We start from the raw sequence: 23,637 nt of genomic DNA on the forward strand, positions 1-23,637 counted from the left end.
AAATGAAACGAATGTGAAAAAAGACCCCCATTTCTTATAATATTTAGAAAATACAGTTTAATTCTACGAGATATTTCCAATTGAGTCAATTTAAACTAGGCAAATTCTATTATATTTTTATATTATTTTAAACATTTTATATATATAGAATATAAAGACATATAAAAATCACTTATATATAACTTGCCAAAAAAAAGAAGAGTGCTGAATTCAGCACTCTTCTCTATCAATCTTCTTACTTTTTAATATTCAGTACACGGCCTTCGATCTTAGGATCTACAGTGCCGTTTTCCTTAATATATCCTACAAATGCCTCAAGATCGACTACATCTACAGTACGATCTTTAATAGTTGCAAGGATTGCATAACCGTCTCCACCATCAGCCATATAATTATTGACTGTGATCGAGTAAGTTTCACCAGGAGCTACTGGAGTTCCATCGTTCTTGACAATAGAAACGATACGGTCCCCTGCCGCTCTTGTATCATCGTAAGTAACCTTCAAGCCAGAGATTGGCATGATTCGTACTTTGCTGCCCCATTGCTGTTCAAGCAAGGTCTTGATTTGAGCACCTGTTACTTCCATTTTAACAAGGTCGTTTCCGAAAGGCTGAACTGTGAAAGCTTCCTTCCAGGTAATTTCACCTGCATCAATGTCTGAACGGACTCCGCCTGAGTTCATGAACGCAAAGTCAGTTCCTGTTTTCCAGCGCATTGCGTCTGCTACCATGTTACCCATCGCTGACTCACCATGAGCATTCGCTTCTCTGCTGATGAATCCAGGAGTCGTACCGATCTTTTCATTTAAGATTGGAGCTACATCTGCAATGTAATTGTCTAAGATTGCCTTGATTTCAGGATCAGGAGTGATACCATCACGAGCAACATTGACAATCGCAGCTGTTTTCTTCTTGATATCCTTCGTAACAGGATCGATTAAAAGGTCAACGTCAGAGAAAGCAGTACCGTAAGAGTATGATTGGACAAGAAGCTTGCCATCGACAATAGTATTCGTGTACTGGTGATTGTGTCCTCCGAACATTACGTCTACTTCGTCATCAACATTCTTAGCGATTTCAACTAATTCTTCTGTTGGATTGCTGCCATCACTATCAGACTTCGCAGGGTTGTGTGTAATAACAACGATCGCCTCGACACCTTGTTCTTTAAGTTCAGCAGCATACTTATTGATTGCCTCAACTTCATCAGTGAACTTAACACCTGCTACGCCGCTTGGAGTGACGATAGATGGTGTATCAGAATATGCGATACCAATAAAGCCAATTGGCACACCGCTGACTTCTTTAATTACGTAAGGATCCAAAATTGGTTCGTTTGTCTTTTCATCGACCACGTTCGCAGCTACATAAGAGAAGTCTGCTCCTCCGAATACACCGTACTTATCTACAGTTTTCGGGTGGCTTCCACCATTGATCAAACGAAGCATTTCAGCTACGCCTTCATCAAATTCGTGGTTTCCAACAGTTCCTACATCAAAACCTAGCTTATTCATGATATTGATCGTAGGCTCGTCCTGAAGCAATGCAGAAACAGGAGAACTTGCTCCGACCGCATCACCAGCATGCAGCATTAGTGTGTTTTCTGGATTTTCAGCTTCATGTTTCTTTAAATACGCAGCTAAGTAATCGACACCGCCTGCATTTAATTTGCTATTATAAGTGTCTAATTGGCCATGGAAGTCATTGATTCCAAGCAGTTGTACTTCCAGCCCTTTTAAGTCGATAGAATACTTGGCAAAACCATCTTTACCTTCACCGGCATACTTAATAGATTCAGATTCGAATTTTTTCGCAGCTGGGGAAGATTCAAATACAACATTCACATTCCCGTTGATTGGTGAAATGGTCCAGTTATTATCTGCACTTGGGTTGATTGTCTTATTCTTGATGATGTAGTTCATGACAACTTGTCTGTTTTCATCTGGTGATGAATAGATGACTCGCTGTCCGTCTGGATTTGCAAGCTTAGTGAATGCAGCACGGTAATTGTTGGTAGCGATGACAAACTCCTGGTCATCTGCAACAGGCTTCCCTTCATAAGAAAGGTTCTTAATTCTGCTTGCACCTTCGTTGACTACTTTGCCGTCTTTATCATACTTAGCTGGCTGAGTTACATCGATTTCATACGTAACTCCATCAAGAGTATCGAAGTTATATACAGGGAATTCACTGTTAATCAACGATTGTTCAGTTGTTACATTAGGATCGATTTGATTAAAGTTTACTGCTGTCCACTCTAGATATTCTTTGACTTGAGCTCCAGAAAGCTTAAGTGCAGAGACAGTATTATTGTACTTATATAAATCTGAAACGTTCTTAACAGAAATATCACCCGATGGGAAATAAGTATATTCATCTGCTCCGTTTCTTCCTGCCTTGAATGGCGCTGCAGAAGAAAGAACAGGCAGGTCTTCATACTCTGTACCCTTCATTACATCTTCAATGTATTCTTTTTGAGCATTGCTCACGATCTGTACGGATGGGTCATCCTGAACGCGTGCAAAGTAGCTGTAAATAGGTGCAGTAGTTTGACCAATCGGCTGGTTGATATAGTCAACTGTTGCCTCATGTGAAGGTTGCATGACATCAACGATCTTCTTATCTACTTCAGCAGTTTTAGCGGAAAGAACCTCTGACTTTGATCCCTTTACGCCCCACTTGCCGTCTACTTTTTCCAAAGTAAGGTCGATGACACCAAGGTGGCTTCCATCAACGACTGACTGAACAGCTGCAACGCCATTAATTGTTCCATTAACACTATCGACACCAGCAATACCATCGTAGTCCTTAGATGGGAAAGCTTTGTGTGTATGTCCGAACAGGATTGCATCGATTCCTTCGACTTCACTTAAAGCAAAAACTGTATTTTCTTTATTGCTCTTATCCTCATCGAATCCAGTATGTGCTAAAGTTACAACAATTTCAGCGCCATCCTTCTTCATTTGTGGAACCCACTTCTTAGCAGAAGCGACTACATCTTCAGTTACAACCTTGCCTTCAAGGTTCGCTTTGTCCCACTGCATGATTTGCGGTGCAACGAAACCGATAACCCCAACCTTAACAATATGCTTCTTGCCCGCTTCGTCTACAACTTCTTTGTCAATGATCTGATAAGGCTTTACAAAGTTCTTATCGTTAGTAGGGTCATTATCATGGTCATCTTCGTATACGTTAGCAGAAACAAACGGGAATTCTGCAGTCCTCATGCTGCCTTCAAGGAAATCAAGACCATAGTTGAATTCATGGTTTCCAAGTGTTGCAGCGTCATAATTTAGTTCATTCATAGCTTCATAGATTGGATGATTTTCATTCTTGATCAAGGAACCGGAAACTACAGCATCGCCACCAAGTATCGTAACAGACTTGCCATCAACAAGCTCTGCTACTTTCTTCAGCATGGAATCCTTATCTACAAGAACGACTGGAGCATCTTCTTTTGCTGCTAGAACAGAACCTGCCAATGCATCAGCAAATCCACGTCCTGTTGCAACGAATACTCTTGTTTTAACACTATCGAGTTCAGTTGCTACCTTATAGGATGTATCGAAACGGCTATTTCCACCGAAACGGCTCGCTCCTTTAACAGACTCTTCAACTTTGTCGCTGATAACGCTCGTGCCACCGACTAAAATAGTCTCAGTAACCCCATTTAAAGCTGCCTTCGTTTCAACTGGGAGTGCTGCTGCGTCTGTCAATAAAATCGGAAGGCCATTCTTAGCTGCATATGGAGCTACAGAAATCGCATCCGGATAGTTGTGGCCATTTACCAATATTGCTTTCTTGCTGTTGCCTAGTTCTTCTGCTACAAGAGCAGCTGTGTCAAAACGGTTTTCTCCACCAAGACGCTTAACCCAAAGCTTCATTTTGTGTGATAGTGTAGATTGGATATCTGCGGAGACAGCTCCTGTACCACCTACAATTACTACACGTTTTGCGCCAAGGCGTTTGATCTCAGCTTTAGTATCTGCATTTAATTTATCAGATTGTGTCAATAGAATCGGTGCGTTGTATTTATAAGCTAGCGGTGCTGCTGCCAAAGCGTCAGCAAATTGATCAGACCTGACAAGAACGACTGTCTCTGCTGAATCCCAGCCTTCTTTTGAGATATCAATAGCTGTTTCATAACGGCCAAAGCCGGCCAGACGGTCGACAAAAGTTAAAGGATTAACCTTTGCAACATAGTCAGTGAATGGGTTACCTTGAAGCATGTCCCCATTATCCAATAATAGGTTGTTAGCGTTTTCACTTCTTTCAGCCTTAATTAATGTAGAAACCTTCGCTAACCCTTTTGTTGCTTCTGTATCAGTAAAATAGTCATGATTCATGATGCTGCCATGAACGTCAGTTGTCTCCATGATTTTCAGCTTCACAAGTGCCTCGCTTGACATAACCTTTGTCGGCGTGCCCTCAGCAAATACTGATGAACCATACATTGGAGAAGCTAGTAAACCAACAGTTAAAGCAGATACAGCTAGTCCATTTAATTTCTTTTTGAACTCTTTCTTCACCCTATTCCCACCTCTCTAGTAAGTAACAGCAAATCTATTATATATGCAAAACTAGGAAGAATATATCATTTTTTGTAAAAAAAGTGTGAAATTTTTATTAATTTGCTATATTGCTTTTTTTACAAATATATATTTCTAGTAAACTTTCACTCAAACTGTTAATTGAGTATAAAAGCAGCTGCTTTTTCATAAAATTCTAACTTCTCTACATATAATATCCAAGGCAAAAAAAATGCAGATTTTAACTGACAGGCAAAAAGAATATTGAAAGAATAAGCAGACAAAATAATACAAGACAATCTTACATTTACAAAAATAAGGATATTCAAGACCGTTATTTTTTGGTATTCTATTTGTCAGAAGAAAAGATTTTTTGTCAGACTATGGGGGTCAACTAATGAGAGCTGAAAAACATACAGGAAAGAAGAAACGTACATGGCTCCGTGTCATTGGAGTCATTTTTCTTTTATTGATTTTAGGTGTCGGAGCTTATGTATATAATGTCTATTCCTCACTAACTAAAGCAGTAGACACTATGCATCAGCCGATTAAGCGAGATAAATCAGAAAAAAGGCTTGAAGACATTACGCTGGATAAGAAAGAGCCTTTTTCAGTATTGATGCTTGGCGTCGATGAGCGTGAGGGTGACCGTGGAAGATCAGATACGATGATTGTCTTAACGGTTAATCCTGAAGAGAAATCAACTAAAATGCTGAGTATACCTCGTGATACAAGAACCGAGATCATCGGAAAAGGCTATGACGATAAAATCAATCACGCATACGCATTTGGCGGCGTTGAGATGTCTATGGATACAGTCGAAAACTTCCTGGATATCCCGATCGATTATTATATGCAAATCAATATGGAAAGCTTTCAAGACATCGTGGATGCAGTCGGAGGAGTTACCGTTAATAACACGCTTGATTTCAAAGAAGGAGGAGTTCATTTTCCAAAAGGTGAACTTGTCCTCGATGGTGAAAAAGCCTTGTTATATTCAAGGATGCGTTACCAGGATCCAAGAGGCGACTTCGGACGTCAAACACGACAAAGACAAATCATCCAGGGTGTTATCAACAAAGGCGCAAGCTTTTCATCTTTAACTAAATTCGATGATATCTTTGCAGCTCTTGGTAAAAACGTAAAGACGAACATGACCTTCGATGAAATGGTGGATATTCAAAAGAACTATAAAGAAGCCGGCAAGAACATTGAACAAATGGAAATTAAAGGGTCTGGAACAAAAATAGACAAAATCTATTATTTAATGGTTCCTGAGAGTGAAAAACAAAGAGTTCAAGATGAACTAAAAGCCCATTTGAAGCTTAAATAGAAAAAAGGAGGTTGACGGATTTGTCAGCCTCCTTTTTGTTTTTTATTATGTGTTTGCTAAATCCTTTTAACAATCAAAAAAACCAAACAGTAAAAAAATCCACTTCCATATTCCCCTGTTATTTTTCACTCGAATTCGTTATCAAACAGATCTTAGGAAATAGTTATTTAGATTCAATTTTAAACAGGTTTTCAGGTAAAGTTTTACATTTTTTCTGTTCTTTATATATAATAATATTTATTAAGAAACCCACTCAGTTAGCATGGTTAATTCCTTTTCAGGAGGTGGTTTAAATGACCTCGATCAAACTCAATCTGGGGCATGTGAGAAGTGCTAAACAAAGCTTAGCAAGACAAATACACGGGGTAGACAATCTAGGAAGAGGTTTAACATCTTTAAAACATTCTATCGACCCGCAAATTAAGGCCCGTCGACAGATTGGAGCCAGAATGGCGCAAGCAATCGGAAAGGGAAGCAAAATCGAGCTCCAGTTATCTGAACTGGGACGCTTTATTGACAATTCCCTCGAAAGGTATGCTGCGTCAGAGAGAAAAATCAATTCTCACCGTTTAAAGGATATTGCCGCGAAGGTAAATGAGAAAGACAGTGAACAGAAGAAAGCCCTAGAAGATTCAGTTTTTGACTTCCTTGAAAAGTATGGGAATTTTGCAGTTTTGTCCCAAAGTGCGGTAGCAGCTGCATTTATTTTAGGAAAGCAAATTCGCATTGATAACAAAAAAGGCCATCCTGGCAGAGCAGTAATTCATACTGCCAAATGGATTAAAGGTAAAGGAAGCAGTGAGCTTTTAAATAAACTCGCAAAAACAATGGATAAATCTATACGGAATCCAGGAATGTTCATGAAAGTGCTGAAAACCGCTGATGGTCTTTTAGAGAAGGTAACTAGAGCCCAATTAATCGGTATTTCCAAAGCAAAAAGTTTTCCTCATTTTATGAAGACTGTTATTACAGGTATTGATGATGGAGTTCATGGCATTGCAACCTCCAAAATTCCAAAGATGATCGCGAAGCGGGTATATGCGGTCGATGCAGTCTTTAATACAGCAGAGGAAAGTGTAGGTCTGTATAAAGAACACAAAAAAGGGACCTTGGACGGCCAGGATGTCGCTGTAGCGGCCTCAAATATAATCATTAAATCTGGCGCGACCGCTGCAGGGGCCATCATTGGAGGCACGCTTGGAATGGCATTAGGACCGGGTGGTGCAGCAGTTGGTTCATTTCTAGGAGGATCTGCTGGCCTATGGCTTGGAGATATGGCTGCCGGCTTTTCAGAGAAGGTTATTCGCGAGGGCCCTGGTGAAGCAATAAAGGATGCCGGAAGCAGTATAAAAAAGGGATTGGATAAGGGGTTCAATTGGGCCAAAGATTTATTCAAATAAAGATGGGAGATTGAGATATTGAAGCGACAGGAATTCATTCTATCATCAGAGGAACTCAGCTTTGCTCTGGCACTTTGCCAGCATGATGTACTTGCGTCTTCCATACTAAAGGAATGTGTCGGAGACGTTAACGAAGAAGGTATTGAATTGATTTTTCAAACAGCTTCCCGAAGCCTATTTACAAAAGGGATATTGCTTAAGCTTGATGAAGGTCATCCAGACAACGCATTTACAGGAGGTTTTAGCGAGCTGTTACAAGATCTGGCAACATCCAATAATATGTTCCGGGCATATAATGAAAATGAAAATGGCCAGTTCGTTCTTACTGCTCATAGCAGCAGAAATGGATTCATACTTCATTTAGTGTCCAATCAAGTTGTTCACGTTTTATGTGAAATGGAGTTAGATGAACTTATGGAGGAAGTAACTGCCTTTTTCCAGCCACAATTCAATAACTGGGATTCCATGCAATTTACAGTTAAAGAAAAACATTTTGAACAACTCATTTCCTCGATTCAGTTAAAGCAAAAGATCAATTTTGGGCTTACAGCTGACCAATTCGCTAATGATTTTCATGAAAACAACGGTAATATCGTTAATTTTTCTCTCATTCGAACTGAAGACGAAGAACTCCCCCACTTTCTCGAGGTTGTAATGCTACTTGTTGGGAAAGAGCGCATATGGGCTATGAAGGAAGAAGAACTCGAGGGTGAGAAAAACATTATCATAAAAACTCTTCATAAAGTAGAATGGCAACAGTTATTGGAAACAACTCTTTCTCGAGTGATAACAAGCAAAATCTCTTAAAATCGGATTAAACTATAAGGTGGAAATATGAAAATAGTAAATTATCGTAATACAACCATTATTGGAAGGTTACTCATTTGCGCAATCTTTATCATCACTGGAGTTGCCTTGATCCTGGCAAGTATCTTTTTGGATGCTCCCACTATAAGGAAGGTAATTTCTGTTACTGCAGGTATCATGGGAATTGTTTATTTTGGCAGAATGGCTATCATGCTCCTCATCCTTCTATTCAGAAATAAGCAGATGTTCAGCTACGACAAGGAAACCCTCACAGTCCGTGATCAATCAGTTAAGTTGAACTCCATTAAGAATGTTGAAGAAGAAAACAATATACCAACGGGGTACCTGGGAATAAAGACCCCTGCATACGTGTTAAATTTAATTGGCGGAGACAGCATCTACATCCCCACTTATTACGTTATTTCCAAGAAAGACTATCCAGTAATCCTCCAGACATTAAAAGGTATTGTCAGCGACAGGACGAAACGGTAGGGTTTGCAGTCTTAGGTTACTTAGAACACAATATTGGTACTTAAAAAAAGCTGAACTCCATTTGTTATGAGTGTCTAACTAATGGAGTTCAGCCTTTTATTTATATGTATTTGAATAGTCCGCGATTCCTTCACTAACACCTGCTTGATCATTTATCAGCTTAAAAAACTCCCCCATTTTGCAAAACAAAACATTTTTCATTCCATATCGACAAAAAACTACAAAAATAGTATTTTATTCCTATATAATACTTATTAGGGTTTATCATTCCTAATATGGAATGGATTGTAATTCGTTTTAAAGTAGAGATAGGGGGAGAAAAAATGGAGAAGCAATTAAAAACGGGTTTTATAAGTAGAATTCTATGGCTATTCGGGTTTAATGTCACAATTATTATCTCAATAATAGTCATCACTCAGGGAGCAATGAATGAGTTTATTCCATTCTTATTGATTTATGCATTAACAATGCCTTTTTTCAGTCTTATGTTTTCGAAGTATTATGTAAAAAAAGCTTATAAGTTAACTATTCTGGATGATAACTATACTTATGATGATGATATAGAATGGTACCGGGAAAAAGTTTATGAGCTGTGTAAAAGAGCTGGAATGAAGAAGATGCCCGAAGTTGCAATTTATACTTCTAATGATAAGAATGCCTTCGCCACTGGACGTTCAAAAAATAAATCTCTAATCGCAGTATCAACAGGCTTGCTTTATGGAATGAGTGAGGAAGCTGTAGAGGCAGTCATCGCACACGAGGTGGCTCATATTGTGAATGGAGATATGGTTACACAAACATTATTACAATCATCTCTAAGAATGATCATCGGTGTTATTATCTTACCTATTACTTTATACAGGTTGATTGCACTTTTCGTGTCGGATAACGAGAATATATTTGTTTATTATATTATTTTGTTTGTTGAAATTATCGTCACCACTATTTTGTTATTTATTAGCAGCTTATTCATCAAAAGCTTTTCAAGGAAGAGAGAATTTAAAGCAGACCACTTAGCAGCACAATTAACTACACCAGCTAACATGATTCTCGCCCTAAAAGAATTAGATGGTCCAGCTCAACTTCTTAAAAGCCAAAAAAAGTATGCCGCAATTCAATTTAATGGAATGGGAAGATTTCTGGATATATTCTCGACTCACCCTTCGATTAACAGACGAATTAAATATATTGAGAAGAAGTTTACAAATTTATAAGCCTATCGAATTTAAGATTCCAAAAAGGAGAGAGACCAATTGTCCCTCTCCTTTTTGTCTATTCTTCGTCATTGGCAGCACTATAAAGTCCGTATATTTTCATCTTAAATTTTATCCATTGTCACGGACTATTTCTGGTCAAAATTGCAATGCATTTTTCTGTGGTTGACCTGATGCCATTTCCCTTAATGTCTTTTTATACTCAGACATATTGGAGAGGTACAAATCACACAACTTTTTTCCTAGTGACCTTAATTCTTCATCTTCAATAGTGAAATAACAAATCCGTTCATTATACATGATCCGTTTTGCATAGGGGATAAAAAGGTGTTTTAAAACATCAAGTTTCCTTATGGTATACTCCTTAAAGTCACCAGGATCCAGTCTTAACCTTCCATCATCAAGCAGTTCCAACGATTGAAGGTTAAAATCTTTAGCTACATTCTCAGCATGATGCTCCTTCTTTTTATTCTCAAAATTGTCGCTCTTATCCTCCCATACAGTCATAGCAAAGCCCTGGAGTTCTCGAAAATGTGAATTGTCTATAGTCGGAATCTTATGCTCCTGTAGTGCCAGCGTATAATTTTTAGGTAAGACCATAGGGCGCCAAATTCTCTTGCCCTTATGCTTTACTGATAAAACCGGAAGGAAAGCTATCTTATTTTTAAATTTTATTAGATAGGCCGGTGCGAATTTAATACGTTGCCCTTTTATATCCTTGATCCGTTCAACATTTGTATGAAGTACCTGATCCTTTGCGTAGATTGAAGTATTATTCAGGAAATTAGCCGTAAACTGGTCATTCAATGTAGCATTAGGCAGTAAAACAATATCCCTATGAGGGACAAGGCTTTGTCTGTTTATCAATGTCTCATCATTTTGCACCATCGAATATGGGAGGAATTGTTTAAAGACAAGTTCGGCCTGAATTTTTTGGATTACTGCATATGTAGTAATACTCTGCCTCTCTTTCAAGGATTGTTTTCCCTGTTCTGTCAATTCCGATTGTCTTATGTGCCCATACGATTCCAATGTTTGAATGATTCGCAAAACGTAACGTGGTGTCAAACCAAGAAGGTCTGATATCAAATCAACATCAGTTAATCCAGCTGCAATCAAATCCAGGATGGCTTCTTCTACAATCTGGAAACTCTCTGTAGAACGTTCTTCCAACTCGAGTATAAGCTCGGCGATTGGAAGCTCGATCGGCATCAGCGCTTCGACTTCTTCATCTATTAATGAAGGGAACTCCCGGAATAGCGACTGTATCATTAAGTCAGGTTGAAATCGTGTGTTTTTTTCATTCTTATCTATTCCTTCCATCAGTTTTTCCACAGGAAGCATTTGAACATTCCCCATCTCCACATGAGATAATATCCGCCTTATGAATCGGCTGAATGGGCGCTCTGAGTGGACAATGTCTTCACCATATAGATCATCAGATTCTATCACTTCTTCATAATCACAAGAAGACAAGAATGGGAAGTCACCGATGAAGAATAGCTGTTCTTCAGCCCTGGACAGCGCAACATTTAGCCGGCGCGTTTCTGCCAAAAAGCCAATCCGTTTCTGATCCTCCGCCTTCCTATTACTCCTGGTCCCGCTATAAATAATGATCGGACGTTCCTGCCCTTGAAAACTATCCAGAGTGGCAACGATGTCCTGCAAATCCCTTTCGGAGTATTCTGGAAATGCCTTTGATATTGCATCCTTCAATGCATCAATTTGAGCTCGGTAAGGGGCGATAATTCCCATATCATTCAAGGAATAGCCCGTTTCTTCCACAAGGTGACGCACCAGTTTGACTACTATATCAATTTCCAGCGGATTCACATAACCGCCGTTTTCATGCTTTTTCTCCAACCGGTTACTGTCTTTGCCTGTATCAATCAACACAAATGGAGAATTGAATCCGGCTCCAATTCCATTGAGTCCAGTTTTACTTTCATGCGCATGGTATTTCCCTTCATAAAATTCCTCGGACAAAATGTCAGAAATCACATGAGGCATTCGATATTGCGTGTCCAAAAGAACCTTATTCGTTTCTGGAAACTGGCTATAAAGCTCTTCGAATAAACTCTTCCCGAGCAAATCCGACCTAATGCCCTTTTCCTCAGCACGTTTTAGTATATCTTCATCAACTATAGGAGGGATTTGAAGATGGTCACCGAGCATAATTAATTTTGGAGAGCGCGACATCGGCACGAATGCATTGTGAAGCTGAATTTGACCGGACTCATCAATAATGGTCACATCAAACTCAAGATGCTGGAATCTTGACTGACTATTGATGCCAATACAGGTTGCTCCAACGACGTTCACGGATTCTAGCAAAACTTCAGAAATAGCACTGTTTGAGTGATCAAGCATTTGGTCCCGCCATGAATTTAGGACTGTTTGAACCTTTAACAATTGCACTTTGAAATCTTCTAGTTTCTCAATATAGCGTTCAACCTCTTTCAAAAGAGCACGATTGTAAGAATCAATATGGAAGGCTTCAATGTCTTCCCCCCAGATACCATCAATTCTTTCAGTCTTTAAGCCCTCCCTCGTACTGTTTATCAATTCACGAATAACAGCAAAGTCTTGTTTTAAGGGATCAATTCGCTCATTCTTATAGGCTTTTGCTCTTAGCCATTCTCCATCCAGTTCCTTAAGTGTCATTGCCATCTCTTCTGAGGCTGCTTGTATTTTCCTCTGGGCAGCAAACATTGTTCCTTTACTAAACAACACACCCGGATAAGTTAACATCTTAATGCCAAGAGATTTATTTTTCCTATCTTCTAAAAATGAAACTTTGCGATCGATTCTTTCCTGACCTTCGGCTATTGTTTCCCTGAGGGCATGGACAGCCCTGCTTCCAACTCTCAGCCTGCTTAAATATGTTTCATGCCATTGACGGTAGTACCCATCTAGATATTCTTTTTTCTCCAAATAGTTACTTAGCTTCTCTATAAAAGCACTGTATGAATTAATCCTATCCTTAACTGTAGCCAAAGTCCGATCCACCAATGGACTATAATGAGCTAAAGAATTTGAAATTGATTCTTTCATTTCGGCTTCTTTCATTTCGTATAAAAAAGGCTTCACGTTTTCCTGAACTTTTTCTTCCCTGCCTACTCTAATAACCGTCATGTCTTCGTCATCTGCCAGTTTCGCCAGGACATTATCAACTGCTTTGTTATTCTGGGATGAGATAAGCACCCGTTTATTCTCTTTTTTCACGAAGTGCTTGACCCATTCGACGATTACCGTCGTCTTTCCTGTACCTGGAGGTCCAAGGACAAGCACTGGATCCTCCGCATGAATTCCTTTTGAAATGGCTTCTATCTGGCTCTCATTCGGTGGGTACTTTTTCTTATTAAGTTCCTCCTCAAGCGCAGTCCTGCCCTTTTCCTCTATTGGACTAAATTCATTATGACCTATACCCTTATACAAGTAAGTTGCTTTCGTCCGCATTTCCTCAAACTGTTCAACAACCTTCAACCTAGTCTTTGTCTGGACTGAATTATATTCCAGTTGAAAAAATCCCCAGTCACCTAATTCATAGTGGTTGATTTCCTGATTCAGCAAGACCTTTACTAAGTGCTCATTTTCACCTTGTTGAATTTCCTCAAGTGTCGCCGGAATTTCCATATCTGACAAAGTCAGAAGCAATCTTGTTCCAGGTTTATACTCATCGATTTCAATTTCGCTGCATAGAAACTGGTATGTCAACTGCTTCACTCTCGACTGGTCTGTGACTGACGAAAGCTTCGTAAAAGGGTGCCGCGGGCTGCCTAAAGATCTATTGCGTTCCAGCTCATCTTCTATATCGTTATAAGCCTTCGCGGTTTCGAGAAAACTTTCAAGCTCCTCACTTATGCTTAGCTCTTCCGCTTCTTCATTCTCTATTACTGTGTAAGCCATTTTAGCAGAAATTTCTGGCAATACAGACTCGACGTAGGCACTATTAGAACTGACATTAACAGTAGGTCCTGATAAAACAGAATTACCTTCTTTAATGGAGAAACCCATCGGACTATAAATACTTACGCCATCTTTTACGAATTCTGCCTGGCTTCTTGCATTCTTTCGGACTGTCGTTTTAATGATAAACTGATACTCAGTGTTAATCGCACATACGAAAATTGCTTTACTGGTAATAAAACGCAATTCACGCTTGGCCGCATTTAACCTGACTAACAAATTTTGAAGACCAGCGATTTCGTGGGCGAGAGTGTTCCATTGAAGCCCTAATTCCGCTGCTGTTTCTTTCATATTGTTTGTTAAAATAAAAACGAATGGCTGTTTCAGTTCAATCGTTTCTTCTTTCTTGTACATTGTACTCATCCAACCACTCCTTCAATTGAGTAAGTTCTTGTTCAATCTGATCTCCTCTTCTAAGCTCCGATAAAAACTCAAGGTCTATTTCATCCAGGTTCATTTTCAAACCTCCCCTTTCAATATTCTGGTTATAAGCGCTCTGCTCTCATTGCTCTATTCAGTTCTCTGGCAACATCGTTTACAAGACGGTATCTTTCCGCCGGGTTATATGCCAGGCATTTTAGGATGATTTTTTCAATAGTAACAGGCAAGTCAGGATTGTGCTCCCTTGGTGGTGTGAACATTTCCCATTTAATTTTAAACCGGTCTCGGTAATAATCCTTGTCTGGTTCGGGTACTTTTCCGGTTACTAATTCATAAAGAATGATTCCAATAGAAAAAATGTCAGTCCGTGAATAATCCACACGGCCGTTAGCTTCACGCTGTTCCGGTGACTGATAATTACGCGTACCCTCGCCAACAAAAGGCTTTGCGCTGCTTAAGTTAAAATCGATCAGGAAAACATCTTTCGTTTTTTTGTTTATAAAAATATTTTCCGGCTTTAAATCTCGATGAAAGAAGCCATTTTCGTGGAATGGACGCAATGTTTCACAAAGCTTTATTGTCATGGATAATGCATTACGAAGCACAATTGGCTGCTCCATCATTTTACGCAGCAAGACTGCTCCATCGAAAAATTCCATAATGGTGTAGAAGTAATTTCTATCCATGTAAGTTTGGTAAACAATAGGAACATTGCGTGAAAACTGGCTCGCCCTTTTGAGATTATCCGCTTCAGCCTGAAGATCTTTTATCGGTGCTGAACTTCTTGCTAGTCTCTTTATACCGACGATGCGATTTTCTGCTAAATCCATGGCTTTCCAAAAAGAAGAGCCATTGTTTTCATGTAATTTTTCAAGAAGACGAAAATCATGATTCTTCGTATAAGATAAATTATTCATAGCGGAACACCTCTCTATTAAGAAAAGCATAGATTTCTTTCATTTCCGGTCTGTGATCTGGATGCTGGCTTATCATTTTATAAACCAGTTCAGCAATTGGTGAAGAATCCTTTTCAAGGTTCAATCGCAGCATCTGCATAATCAATATGCCAAAAGAATATGTATCGACCTTTTCCCAATTAGTGTCTTTAGTCAACGTCTCCGGCGGGTCATAGGCACTCCGCTTCTTTATCAAGCGCCTTGAAATGACGGTTCCATTTGCAGGATTTATATGTTTTGAAAACTCAAAGTTTCCAAGTAAGCCGACAGGCTCGTCTAAAACATTTCTAGTGACGAAGATTGAGCTAGGCTGTATGGCCCGATGATAGATTGCCGGTTTGCTATAATGGAGATAAATAAGTGCCTCTCCTATATCCCGGATAATTCTAATCTTGTCTAGATAGGAGACTTCCTTTTTTAAAAAGTCTTTAAGAGTTTCATATGATTCATTCCATGTGAAGGCTGTGAAAATAAAAGGAATATCCTCTTCTGTTTCCAGTGTCTTAGCCGCAATAACCGTCCTTGGATGAACTCCCCCGGCCCATAGTTTAGTCAGCGTTATATAATCCCTTTTATAAAAATACTTGTCAGATTCATCATCCGATTGTTCAAATTGCCGTACGATTGAATAGTATTTTTCTCCATTAAATTCTTGGACACAGAGAAGCTTTAAATTACAGCCTTCATCTGCTTCATCCACATCCATATTTTTTACCGGGAGAAAATCATTGATCAACAGCATGTTTTCATTAAAGTCATAAAAATCCGTATCAGTAAGCAACTTTTCTTTTTCCACATAAGACTGAATCGATTCAAGAAGTTCTTTGAAATATCCTAATATGACTTGGTATTGAACTGCATCTTTCTCTTTATCTGATACCGTTCCATGGCTGAACGGATTACTGAATTTCCTTATATTATGGAGTGTCTCTCCATTCACAAATCCTTTAGAGGCACTTTGGCCAATAAGGTCATTCAGTGTCGCTGGCCTGCCACCCGTTTCAATTGCAGTTCCATTCCTTAGTGCTACCCAAATCATATAAGTCTCGAGTGCAACACGAATCCGGGTAGCTGCCAGAGTCGGTTTGGTTTTAAGATAGCTTTCTACTTCTCTCATTTGCACATATAAATCTGGATGGATTGGCTTTAAAAAAGCTAAGTGATGAGACATGCTGCGGACCTCCTTTGTGATATGAACTATTAGCCTACGGGTATAATTCACATCAACAGGCTAATAGATACCCCGTACTTAAGACCTATAAAATAGTTTCCGACAAACCCCTACTTATTCCGTCAAAATACTACATAGGTAAATTGTACCACTGATAATAGTCTGGATAAATATAAAAAGTGCTATTAATTTCCCAGTTCTAGAGATTGATGTCAGTTTCTTCCGCACCCGGAAAAAGAGATAATGAGTTTCTACTAAATTAGGGTGTTACCTATTCTGACAGACATAAACTTTCTTTATACCACCTTTATTTGATGACCTCACAATTTACAGGGGGATATCTCTTATTCCAAAACCTCTGGTATACTTTGTAATAGATTACCAACAAGCAAGGAGACTTTAGATGGATATAAAAACATTTTTAATAGAGAATGGTTTTTCAGATTATGCCGATCTTTTCATCAGGGAAAAGTTTGATTGGGAGGGAATGAGAGACCTAACCAAGGAAGAGTTGAAGGAAGATTTCGATATGAAGCTTGGTGAGATTAAGAGATTTCTTAAGCTTATGAAGGAAACAACGAGGTTCGAAGAGATGCCCGACCATCATAAGGAGATGGTTCTGAAGCATGCTGAGTCCCTCCCCTCTATTATTGCGACTCCTTTATATGATTATATAAAGGATCCTAACCCTAAGTTAAAACTATGGGATATTTGCGATTTCACCGAGCTTTTACTTCGTTTCATTGTCATTGCAGGGTTGGCAGAGGTCCAAAGCAAAAAGGGGGAACTCCCTGAGAAAATCCTTAATGAATTCCATTCCAGGATTGAGCAGCCTACCCTTGGAAAATGGCTTGGAATGGCAGGTGCAATCGTAAAGGATGGTCATGTACATAATGCTCTTTCAACAATTGTCAATCAAATTGTCGTTCCTTTCATTTCTCCCGGTAAAAATGCAAAAGAAGAAGATTCTCTGCTTATGCTGCGAAACCGCCTGGCACACGGTGGAAATCTATCAAGCGGTATTGCCGAAAGCTTGTACCAAGCCTGGAAACCCAAATTTGAAAAGCTGTTAATGCAGTTGGATTTATTATTCGACTATGAATTAATCGCCAGAGAAAACGGCTCTTATCGACTGTTAAAGGGCGATATTAAGAATACTGTAAAACCAGACCATGTTGACAACATAGCCTCTTCGCTATTTTCGAACGAACATACCGTTGTCCTTCACTGTAATGGAGAATATTTCTCGTTATGGCCCTTGATTTTTTATAGTGCTTCTCCATACAACAATGGATATCACCAAAATATATATGTGAGACGCGGAGAGCTGTTCCTCGAGTATACACCGGTGGGGAGCGAGGACAGCTGCCGCACTGAATCCAGCGAAAGTGAGCTGGATGCATTTAAGAAGGTATTTAAGCTGGATACGAAGCAACAGCGCGAAGAGGAAAAAAGTTATCTAGTAAAGAGCTTCGAGACAGAAATACTGCAGGATGCCAAGAGATTCATAGGGAGAAAAAAAGAACAAGAATGGATCAAGCAACAGATACACCAAACCAAGGAAGGTATTTACTGGTTAACAGGGAATGCAGGTATCGGGAAATCTTATATTATGGCTTCCCTTGTAGTGGAAACCATTGAAAATGCACAAAGCAATACACTAGTTTTACCTTACAGATTCAAAGCAGGAGATGAACGCTGTTATCGCAAGGAATTCATTACATATGGTGTCGAAAGACTTAACAGCTGGGCAGGAACCCATACCATGCTTAAAAAACAGCCCTCGACTTACAATGCGGAGGACCTGGCCAAGTGCTTAAATGAAATAGACGAGAACCATCAAGTAATGTTCTTTCTTGACGGGCTGGATGAACTGCCAGAAAACGACCTGGTGCTGGCTGAAGAAATCTGCCATGAGTTCAACGCAAAAAATGTTATCTGGGTTTGCTCCAGTAGAGTGAACACAAAGCTCTCCAATGCCTTTCTCGAAGGAGATGCTGCCTTATTGTATCCAACAGGCATACCGAAAATGGATAAACAGGATATACAAGCCATGATCTTCGAAAAGATCGGCCCGTTAAGAAGGAAGCTGATCACACATGAGCATGAAAAGGAAAATGAAGTGATCAACCCTTTTATTGAAAAAGTTTGGAAGTATTCAGAGGGGCTCCCATTATACGTTACTTATGTTATCGGGGATTTGCTGTCAGGCAGAATCAAACAATTTGACGGGCACCTGCAGGACCTTCCCCCTTCGATTTACGCCTATCACCAGGAGTTAGTCCGAAGGTGTTCGGTTGGGTTATACCAGCAAATACTTCCCCGTCTCGTCGCGACCATTTCAATCGCCAAAGAGGCGCTGTCGAGGGAAGCCATTCGTGACATTTTGATAAAAGAAGACTTTCTCCCAAAGAATGAAGAGTCAAAACAAATACTCCACAATAGCTTAAGTTATGTAGCACCAATGCTAAGGACTGTAACAACGAACGAGAAACAGGACGAAGGATATATCCTTTATCATAAAAGCTTACTAGATTACATGAATGAAAATCATGAAACAAACCTGCTTTTGGGCATGGCAAGGAAAGGCTTATTAAAGCTGATGCGAACAGATGTCAAAAACCCTTCTCCCTCTGATATTTATTTACTGAAATGGGGAGTAGTTCACCTTTTAGAAGATGATGAAAACAGAAATCTTGAAATAGTATCTTTTCTGTCTTCACCGCTCTTTTTGGAAACTAAAATTACTTATCAAAAGCTGGAGTTCTTTCTGGACGATTTATATGAAGCATACCAGCAACTAACTAAAGATGACATCGACTTCCTTCCTGTTTTAACAGCTTTCCTCGGATTAATGCTTAAGGAACTTAAAAATCAAAAAACGGATTTAACCGTGGAAAATATTCATGCTTCCTTTGTTTACCGACCTGATCTAAGCTTCTATGATGAGTTCTTATGTTTTGCTTTAGCAGAACTCGAAACAAGAAAAACTGTAGACTTTGAAAGACTTTACCCTTCTATCGCTCTTAGATTGGCAAATCTAAGACGAAGGCAAGGAAAACTACAGGAATCACTTGGGCATTTACAAACTTGTATCAGCATTTTTTCAAAAGATAATAATGATAAGGAACTGCAACGAGTAGAATATGATTTTGGTTATATCAACTATCTTCAAGGCAATGCAGATGAAGCGTATAGCCACTTTGAAAAAAGCAAGCAGCATGCCAAAGCTGTAAATGATGAAGTCGGTTTCTGGATGAGCTATTGCGTGCAGATGCATACAGCACAATTCGGCAGCACTACAAAGGTCAGTACAGAAGAATTTATTAATGTATTGCATCAAGCGCTTCCGATTTTCGAAAGACATGGCCGTAAAGGACATGAGAATGCGAAAAGATGGGTTAAGAATGTCTACGCCCACCTGATAAAAGCTGCCTTCGATATTAAAGACCGAGCTCTTGCAGAAGAATTCCAGACAAGACTTCTTAATCATCCCTGGACGAAAAAGTACAGAGGAGGGTTAATGCCAGAATATCAAGCAAGATGTTCTGTTTTGAATGGGAACGACCAGGAAGCACTTCAACATTTTCATTCATATTTGAATAGCGGTAATATACAGGGAGAAGCGATCGCTAAAGAATACCTTGAATATGCGCGGCTTTTATTAAAGAATGAGCAGCAAAGTGAAGCAGTGAAATTTGCCCAAATTGGGCTTAGTTGTCCAAATGATTTTGGCAACTCTTATTATATTAATGAACTGGAATGCTTGATTGATAGTGCCAAGAGAAACAGATAAAAATTAAAATAAGATTTGGGAGGTACCTGGAATAGGTACCTCCCAAATCTTTTTAGAAAGCTATCTACTTCTTTTTGTTCAGCCAGTAATAGAAGAGGGTAAGTCCTCCTACTCCAGCCAGCGAAATATAAACAGCAAAGTTATTGCCAATGGCACTATCATCCCCTGTGATCAGAGGGATATTCATTCCGAAAAATCCAGTAATAGCTGAAATGAAAACGAAAGCAAATGAAACTTTATTAAATTTTGAATTAAACGTCTCTTCATTATCCCGCTTATAATAATCCTCCAGGGTAGAAACCTGTTCGAGGATTTCCTCATGAAGTTTTTCTGTCTCGAGGATGTCTCGCCACTTTTTATAATGGGACATGAGTTCTTCGTCGTTCGATATCTGGCTGAAATAGCCCTGGACGATGAATTCTATGATGGTGCTCCTAAGCTGCTTAATCTTGTTATTTTCCAGGTCCAATGCAATCTCGGCAAGTGTCTTGGAAAAATTCATCATCGAATAGCGCTGATGAAGCACAATCAAGAAAATGGCCCAGCAATAATTTCGATACTCTTCCCGGGCGTTTTGCAATCGTTTCTGGTAGTACACTCTTTCTTCTTCAATCATATTGTCTGTGACTGGGTCAATGAGAATAAGAGCTCCGCCGTTCTTGCTGTACCCATATAGCTCGTGAGGACTGATTTCGAGTTCATAGGACATCAGGTCAGATGGATTACCGCTAATCGGTTCATTCCACTTCATGTTATTCGCCAGTTTAAACAGCATCTCTGATTTTAAAGAGCCGTAAAAGGTGCTTTGGTCGAATATCACTTCCGTAAAAATCAATCCGTCTTCGCAACTATCCAGTTCGTGGACAGAAATCAATTCAGAAACCATTTCTAAAAGGAATGACCTTCCTTTAGCTCCCCGGCACAACTCATTGTTCACTAATAACATTGATTCCAACGGTACCTCAGTCTGCTCGATTGGCATTAACTCGAGATCGAATACCACAAAGCCGACTCCGAACTTAAACAAATCAATTGAGATATCCATTATCTTCAGGTCGATGGCTGATATTCCGGCAAGACCTTGGTTATCCATGTTTTTACCATGCTTTTTAAAATACTCTATTTCATTATCCTTAATTCCAACTCGAACAAGGGTCGTTTCGAAATTTCCAGCACTATACTCCAGGTGATATTCATGCTCAAGACTTGAATTATGGTTGTACATATATGATTGGATATACGGTCTGAATTTCCTGCTGCTTCTGCCATTAAAGTCCCCGTTTTTCCTAAAAGGGTTGCTGCCGCTCGTAAGCTCTTCGATGATTGTATCCATATCTGTATCTTTAAACGAAAAAGGAAATGCTATCTTGTTAAAATTCTCTTTGGCCCTTGGCTGGGCATATAGAAGAACGATTTTCTTCATTTCCTGTATACTGAGCAGGCTCAATACAGTACTAGGTGCATCGACAATCTGTGAGGCCTTATCACGGCCATCATACCAGGGATTATCACTGTCAGCCCACTCATCGGGATAACGCTTAGTTTCCCTGCTGCGCCATTTCCCAGCATTATCGCCAAACAGCAGAGCTTCTTTCTTTCGCTCAGCCAGCTCAAGATGCCTTCCTAGATCCCTGAGACATACGGAGCTAGTTCCATTAACTGCAATGATCGCGCGATTACGTTTCGGAACCACTTCTGGCTTTTCCTTGAAAAATTCAAACCAATTTTCTTCGATAGGCAAACTTTCCCTGGGAATGAACGTGAACACATACCCAGTCCCGCTTGGTGAATTAAGATCCCCCCGTGCCCATAACTTATCCAGAGAACAGGTTGGTTGAGAATTCCAGAAGAGCGCATCGACTTCTTCCGTGTGCCCTTTAACGGAGATGTGAGGCAGAAGCAGCTTTCTTTTTTCACATTTCCCTGGTTCTTCAAGGTCATCGCAATACCGTTTGTAATCTGCCTCAACCTCCTGCTCCTCCTCGGCAAACGGATGGCCTTCCAGGAGCAAGACAGGACTTTCAAGGCCTACTTCGCCCGGAAGCATCTCCTTGAACCTGGCTAAAATGTATTCCACCAAGTGAATCCCTTTTTCCATCACCTTTGCATTGAGCACATCATACGAAAATGCATTAATTCGTTTTAACTTCTCTTCTATGACTTTATGAAAAACCAGACTAAGGGTATAGGGCGTAACCCGATGCTCCAAGTGGATCCCTAATCTCCCGCTGTCGATTTCCTCAGCATACTCCACAAGCAGGTCTGCATGCTCAGGAAATTCTCCATGCTCAATAAAATGCATCGCAAGGTAGGCAGACACGAAGCAGTCAAAGTCCGGCCCCTGATGCACGACAATTGTTACCTCTTCCGCAACCGGGGATATATTGGAGAGAAGACTTGGAAAGGCATATAATAAACCTGAAGCACTCACAAGCCTTCTCCCATTCCATTCAAAACCATCCTTCAAATGATGATGATCAATAATCCCCTCACACAATCTGTTTCCAACATCAACTACTACAGTCGAATGTTTATCTAAACGATAATCATTAATTGCAAGATATTCCTCTTCCCCTTCTGAAATTGAACGTACTTTTGCCCCCTGGGGAATGAAAGAGAACGAGAATCTAACCTTATTCTTTACTGACTGCATATTAATCCCTACCTGGCATTATCCTGAAATTTTTTATTATTTTATAGAAAACTATCAAACATAAAGTTCATAACATAAAACAACAAAATATTAGCCCAAAATTAAAGTTTTAAATAGATATCGAATTTCCCCAGACCAAAAACGGTTTGCTTTCCAATGTGGACGGCTGCACATAGCTGGAGCAATGGAAGTTATTCAATATAAGACTATTATACTAGGTTATTAAGGTAAGTAGTACCATAAATGGAAATACCTCAATTAAGACTATGGATAGGTTAATATTTTAAAAAACCAAAGGATTGTCTCGGAACAAGCCACTTAATTTTAAAATTTTTCCTCGAGGTAAAAATAACTTTATTTATAAGAATAAAGCATAATACTTGTGAATATATTCCTGAATTTACTCACTGGACATAGGGTCGGTTCAAATAATAGTAGATATTTGCTAATTCGAGAAGCATAGGGCTAAAAGAGTCTAGGGGAAGGATAATAAGGAGATCAACACAGAATAATTATGAGAGCCTTATCCTTTTGTGGATAAGGCCCTTTTAGCAGCGATATAGTATTCAACTAGTTGGAATGCTATATCGCTTCGATAATGAGACTCAACAACCGTCTCGTGTTTCTTCTAAACTACTCTGTTATTTCTTTCTTTTTCCTATTGAAGTAGAATGTTGTACCTGCTGCTATTAGGAGCAAGCCTAGTAAAAGTATATTATATATATTTGAAGCTGTATCAGGTAAAGAGTTTCCCTCGCCATCATTGTCACCAGGTTGGTCGGTTGATGAATCTTCACCATCATTGTCTCCAGGCTGGTCAGTAGATGGATCTTCACCATCATTGTCTCCAGGCTGGTCGGTTGTTGGATCTTCACTTCCGGAACCATCCACTGTTATCGATACATTATCCAGAAAAACAGTTGTTGCAGCATTTCCG

13 protein-coding genes are annotated in these 23,637 nt (G+C 39.5%); 6 read left to right on the plus strand and 7 right to left on the minus strand.

Annotated features, from left to right (window positions below):
• Nucleotides 1-235 precede the first annotated feature (235 nt).
• Nucleotides 236-4,528, minus strand: coding sequence for a bifunctional 2',3'-cyclic-nucleotide 2'-phosphodiesterase/3'-nucleotidase (locus TY49_RS00735; RefSeq protein ID WP_052442027.1), 4,293 nt, complete (start codon nt 4,526-4,528; stop codon nt 236-238).
• Nucleotides 4,529-4,925: 397 nt separating this feature from the next.
• On the opposite strand from TY49_RS00735, the gene tagU reads away from it, so the two are divergent.
• The 5 genes from tagU to TY49_RS00765 all read left to right on the plus strand — a co-directional run bounded on the left by tagU (nt 4,926) and on the right by TY49_RS00765 (nt 9,774).
• The gene (tagU, locus tag TY49_RS00740) at nt 4,926-5,861 is read left to right on the plus strand and encodes a polyisoprenyl-teichoic acid--peptidoglycan teichoic acid transferase TagU (protein WP_041963978.1); all 936 of its coding nucleotides are present in this window, start codon (nt 4,926-4,928) and stop codon (nt 5,859-5,861) included.
• A gap of 293 nt (nt 5,862-6,154) precedes the next feature.
• On the plus strand, nt 6,155-7,261 hold the full coding sequence (locus TY49_RS23725) for a hypothetical protein (protein WP_052442028.1): 1,107 nt from the start codon (nt 6,155-6,157) through the stop codon (nt 7,259-7,261).
• An 18-nt stretch (nt 7,262-7,279) separates the two neighbouring features.
• A complete protein-coding gene (locus TY49_RS00755) occupies nt 7,280-8,068 on the plus strand; it encodes a YfjC family protein (RefSeq protein ID WP_041963980.1) in 789 nt (262 codons plus the stop codon).
• Between the two features lie 27 nt (nt 8,069-8,095).
• Nucleotides 8,096-8,560, plus strand: a complete 465-nt coding sequence (locus TY49_RS00760) for a DUF5381 family protein (protein WP_041963981.1) — start codon at nt 8,096-8,098, stop codon at nt 8,558-8,560.
• 323 nt (nt 8,561-8,883) lie between these two features.
• The gene (locus TY49_RS00765; protein WP_052442029.1) at nt 8,884-9,774 is read left to right on the plus strand and encodes a zinc metalloprotease HtpX; all 891 of its coding nucleotides are present in this window, start codon (nt 8,884-8,886) and stop codon (nt 9,772-9,774) included.
• 138 nt (nt 9,775-9,912) lie between these two features.
• On the opposite strand, the gene TY49_RS00770 is transcribed toward TY49_RS00765, so the two are convergent.
• The 4 genes from TY49_RS00770 to TY49_RS00780 are packed head-to-tail and all read right to left on the minus strand — an operon-like array spanning nt 9,913 to nt 16,251.
• On the minus strand, nt 9,913-14,106 hold the full coding sequence (locus TY49_RS00770; RefSeq protein ID WP_041963982.1) for a DEAD/DEAH box helicase: 4,194 nt from the start codon (nt 14,104-14,106) through the stop codon (nt 9,913-9,915).
• Nucleotides 14,072-14,200 carry a hypothetical protein gene (locus TY49_RS25355; RefSeq protein WP_269745696.1) on the minus strand — a complete coding sequence of 43 codons (129 nt, stop codon included), beginning with the start codon at nt 14,198-14,200 and terminating at the stop codon, nt 14,072-14,074. Before TY49_RS25355 ends, TY49_RS00770 begins: the two co-directional genes overlap by 35 nt.
• A gap of 28 nt (nt 14,201-14,228) precedes the next feature.
• Nucleotides 14,229-15,041, minus strand: a complete 813-nt coding sequence (locus TY49_RS00775; protein ID WP_041963983.1) for a serine/threonine-protein kinase — start codon at nt 15,039-15,041, stop codon at nt 14,229-14,231.
• Nucleotides 15,034-16,251 (minus strand): protein kinase domain-containing protein, encoded by a 1,218-nt coding sequence (locus TY49_RS00780; RefSeq protein ID WP_041963984.1) that lies wholly within the window; start codon nt 16,249-16,251, stop codon nt 15,034-15,036. Before TY49_RS00780 ends, TY49_RS00775 begins: the two co-directional genes overlap by 8 nt.
• A gap of 403 nt (nt 16,252-16,654) precedes the next feature.
• On the opposite strand from TY49_RS00780, the gene TY49_RS00785 reads away from it, so the two are divergent.
• Nucleotides 16,655-20,047: a P-loop domain-containing protein gene (locus TY49_RS00785; protein ID WP_041963985.1), complete on the plus strand. Its 3,393-nt coding sequence runs from the start codon at nt 16,655-16,657 to the stop codon at nt 20,045-20,047.
• Between the two features lie 64 nt (nt 20,048-20,111).
• On the opposite strand, the gene TY49_RS00790 is transcribed toward TY49_RS00785, so the two are convergent.
• Both TY49_RS00790 and TY49_RS00795 read right to left on the minus strand, forming a co-directional pair.
• On the minus strand, nt 20,112-22,700 hold the full coding sequence (locus tag TY49_RS00790; protein ID WP_041963986.1) for a magnesium transporter CorA family protein: 2,589 nt from the start codon (nt 22,698-22,700) through the stop codon (nt 20,112-20,114).
• 633 nt (nt 22,701-23,333) lie between these two features.
• On the minus strand, nt 23,334-23,637 hold a 304-nt coding region (locus tag TY49_RS00795), incomplete at its 5' end, for an LPxTATN C-terminal sorting signal domain (RefSeq protein WP_041963987.1).

This window comes from Mesobacillus selenatarsenatis SF-1 (assembly GCF_000813125.1).
GTDB lineage: Bacteria > Bacillota > Bacilli > Bacillales > Cytobacillaceae > Mesobacillus > Mesobacillus selenatarsenatis.

What these genes read in the sequence shown, in the direction of transcription:
- TY49_RS00790 (WP_041963986.1), bottom strand. Translation starts at nt 22,700, where the DNA reads ATGCAGTCAGTAAAGAATAAGGTTAGATTCTCGTTCTCTTTCATTCCC.
- TY49_RS23725 (WP_052442028.1), top strand. Translation starts at nt 6,155, where the DNA reads ATGACCTCGATCAAACTCAATCTGGGGCATGTGAGAAGTGCTAAACAA.
- TY49_RS00770 (WP_041963982.1), bottom strand. Translation starts at nt 14,106, where the DNA reads ATGAGTACAATGTACAAGAAAGAAGAAACGATTGAACTGAAACAGCCA.
- tagU (WP_041963978.1), top strand. Translation starts at nt 4,926, where the DNA reads ATGAGAGCTGAAAAACATACAGGAAAGAAGAAACGTACATGGCTCCGT.
- TY49_RS00760 (WP_041963981.1), top strand. Translation starts at nt 8,096, where the DNA reads ATGAAAATAGTAAATTATCGTAATACAACCATTATTGGAAGGTTACTC.
- TY49_RS00765 (WP_052442029.1), top strand. Translation starts at nt 8,884, where the DNA reads ATGGAGAAGCAATTAAAAACGGGTTTTATAAGTAGAATTCTATGGCTA.
- TY49_RS00780 (WP_041963984.1), bottom strand. Translation starts at nt 16,251, where the DNA reads ATGTCTCATCACTTAGCTTTTTTAAAGCCAATCCATCCAGATTTATAT.
- TY49_RS00775 (WP_041963983.1), bottom strand. Translation starts at nt 15,041, where the DNA reads ATGAATAATTTATCTTATACGAAGAATCATGATTTTCGTCTTCTTGAA.
- TY49_RS00785 (WP_041963985.1), top strand. Translation starts at nt 16,655, where the DNA reads ATGGATATAAAAACATTTTTAATAGAGAATGGTTTTTCAGATTATGCC.
- TY49_RS25355 (WP_269745696.1), bottom strand. Translation starts at nt 14,200, where the DNA reads ATGAACCTGGATGAAATAGACCTTGAGTTTTTATCGGAGCTTAGAAGA.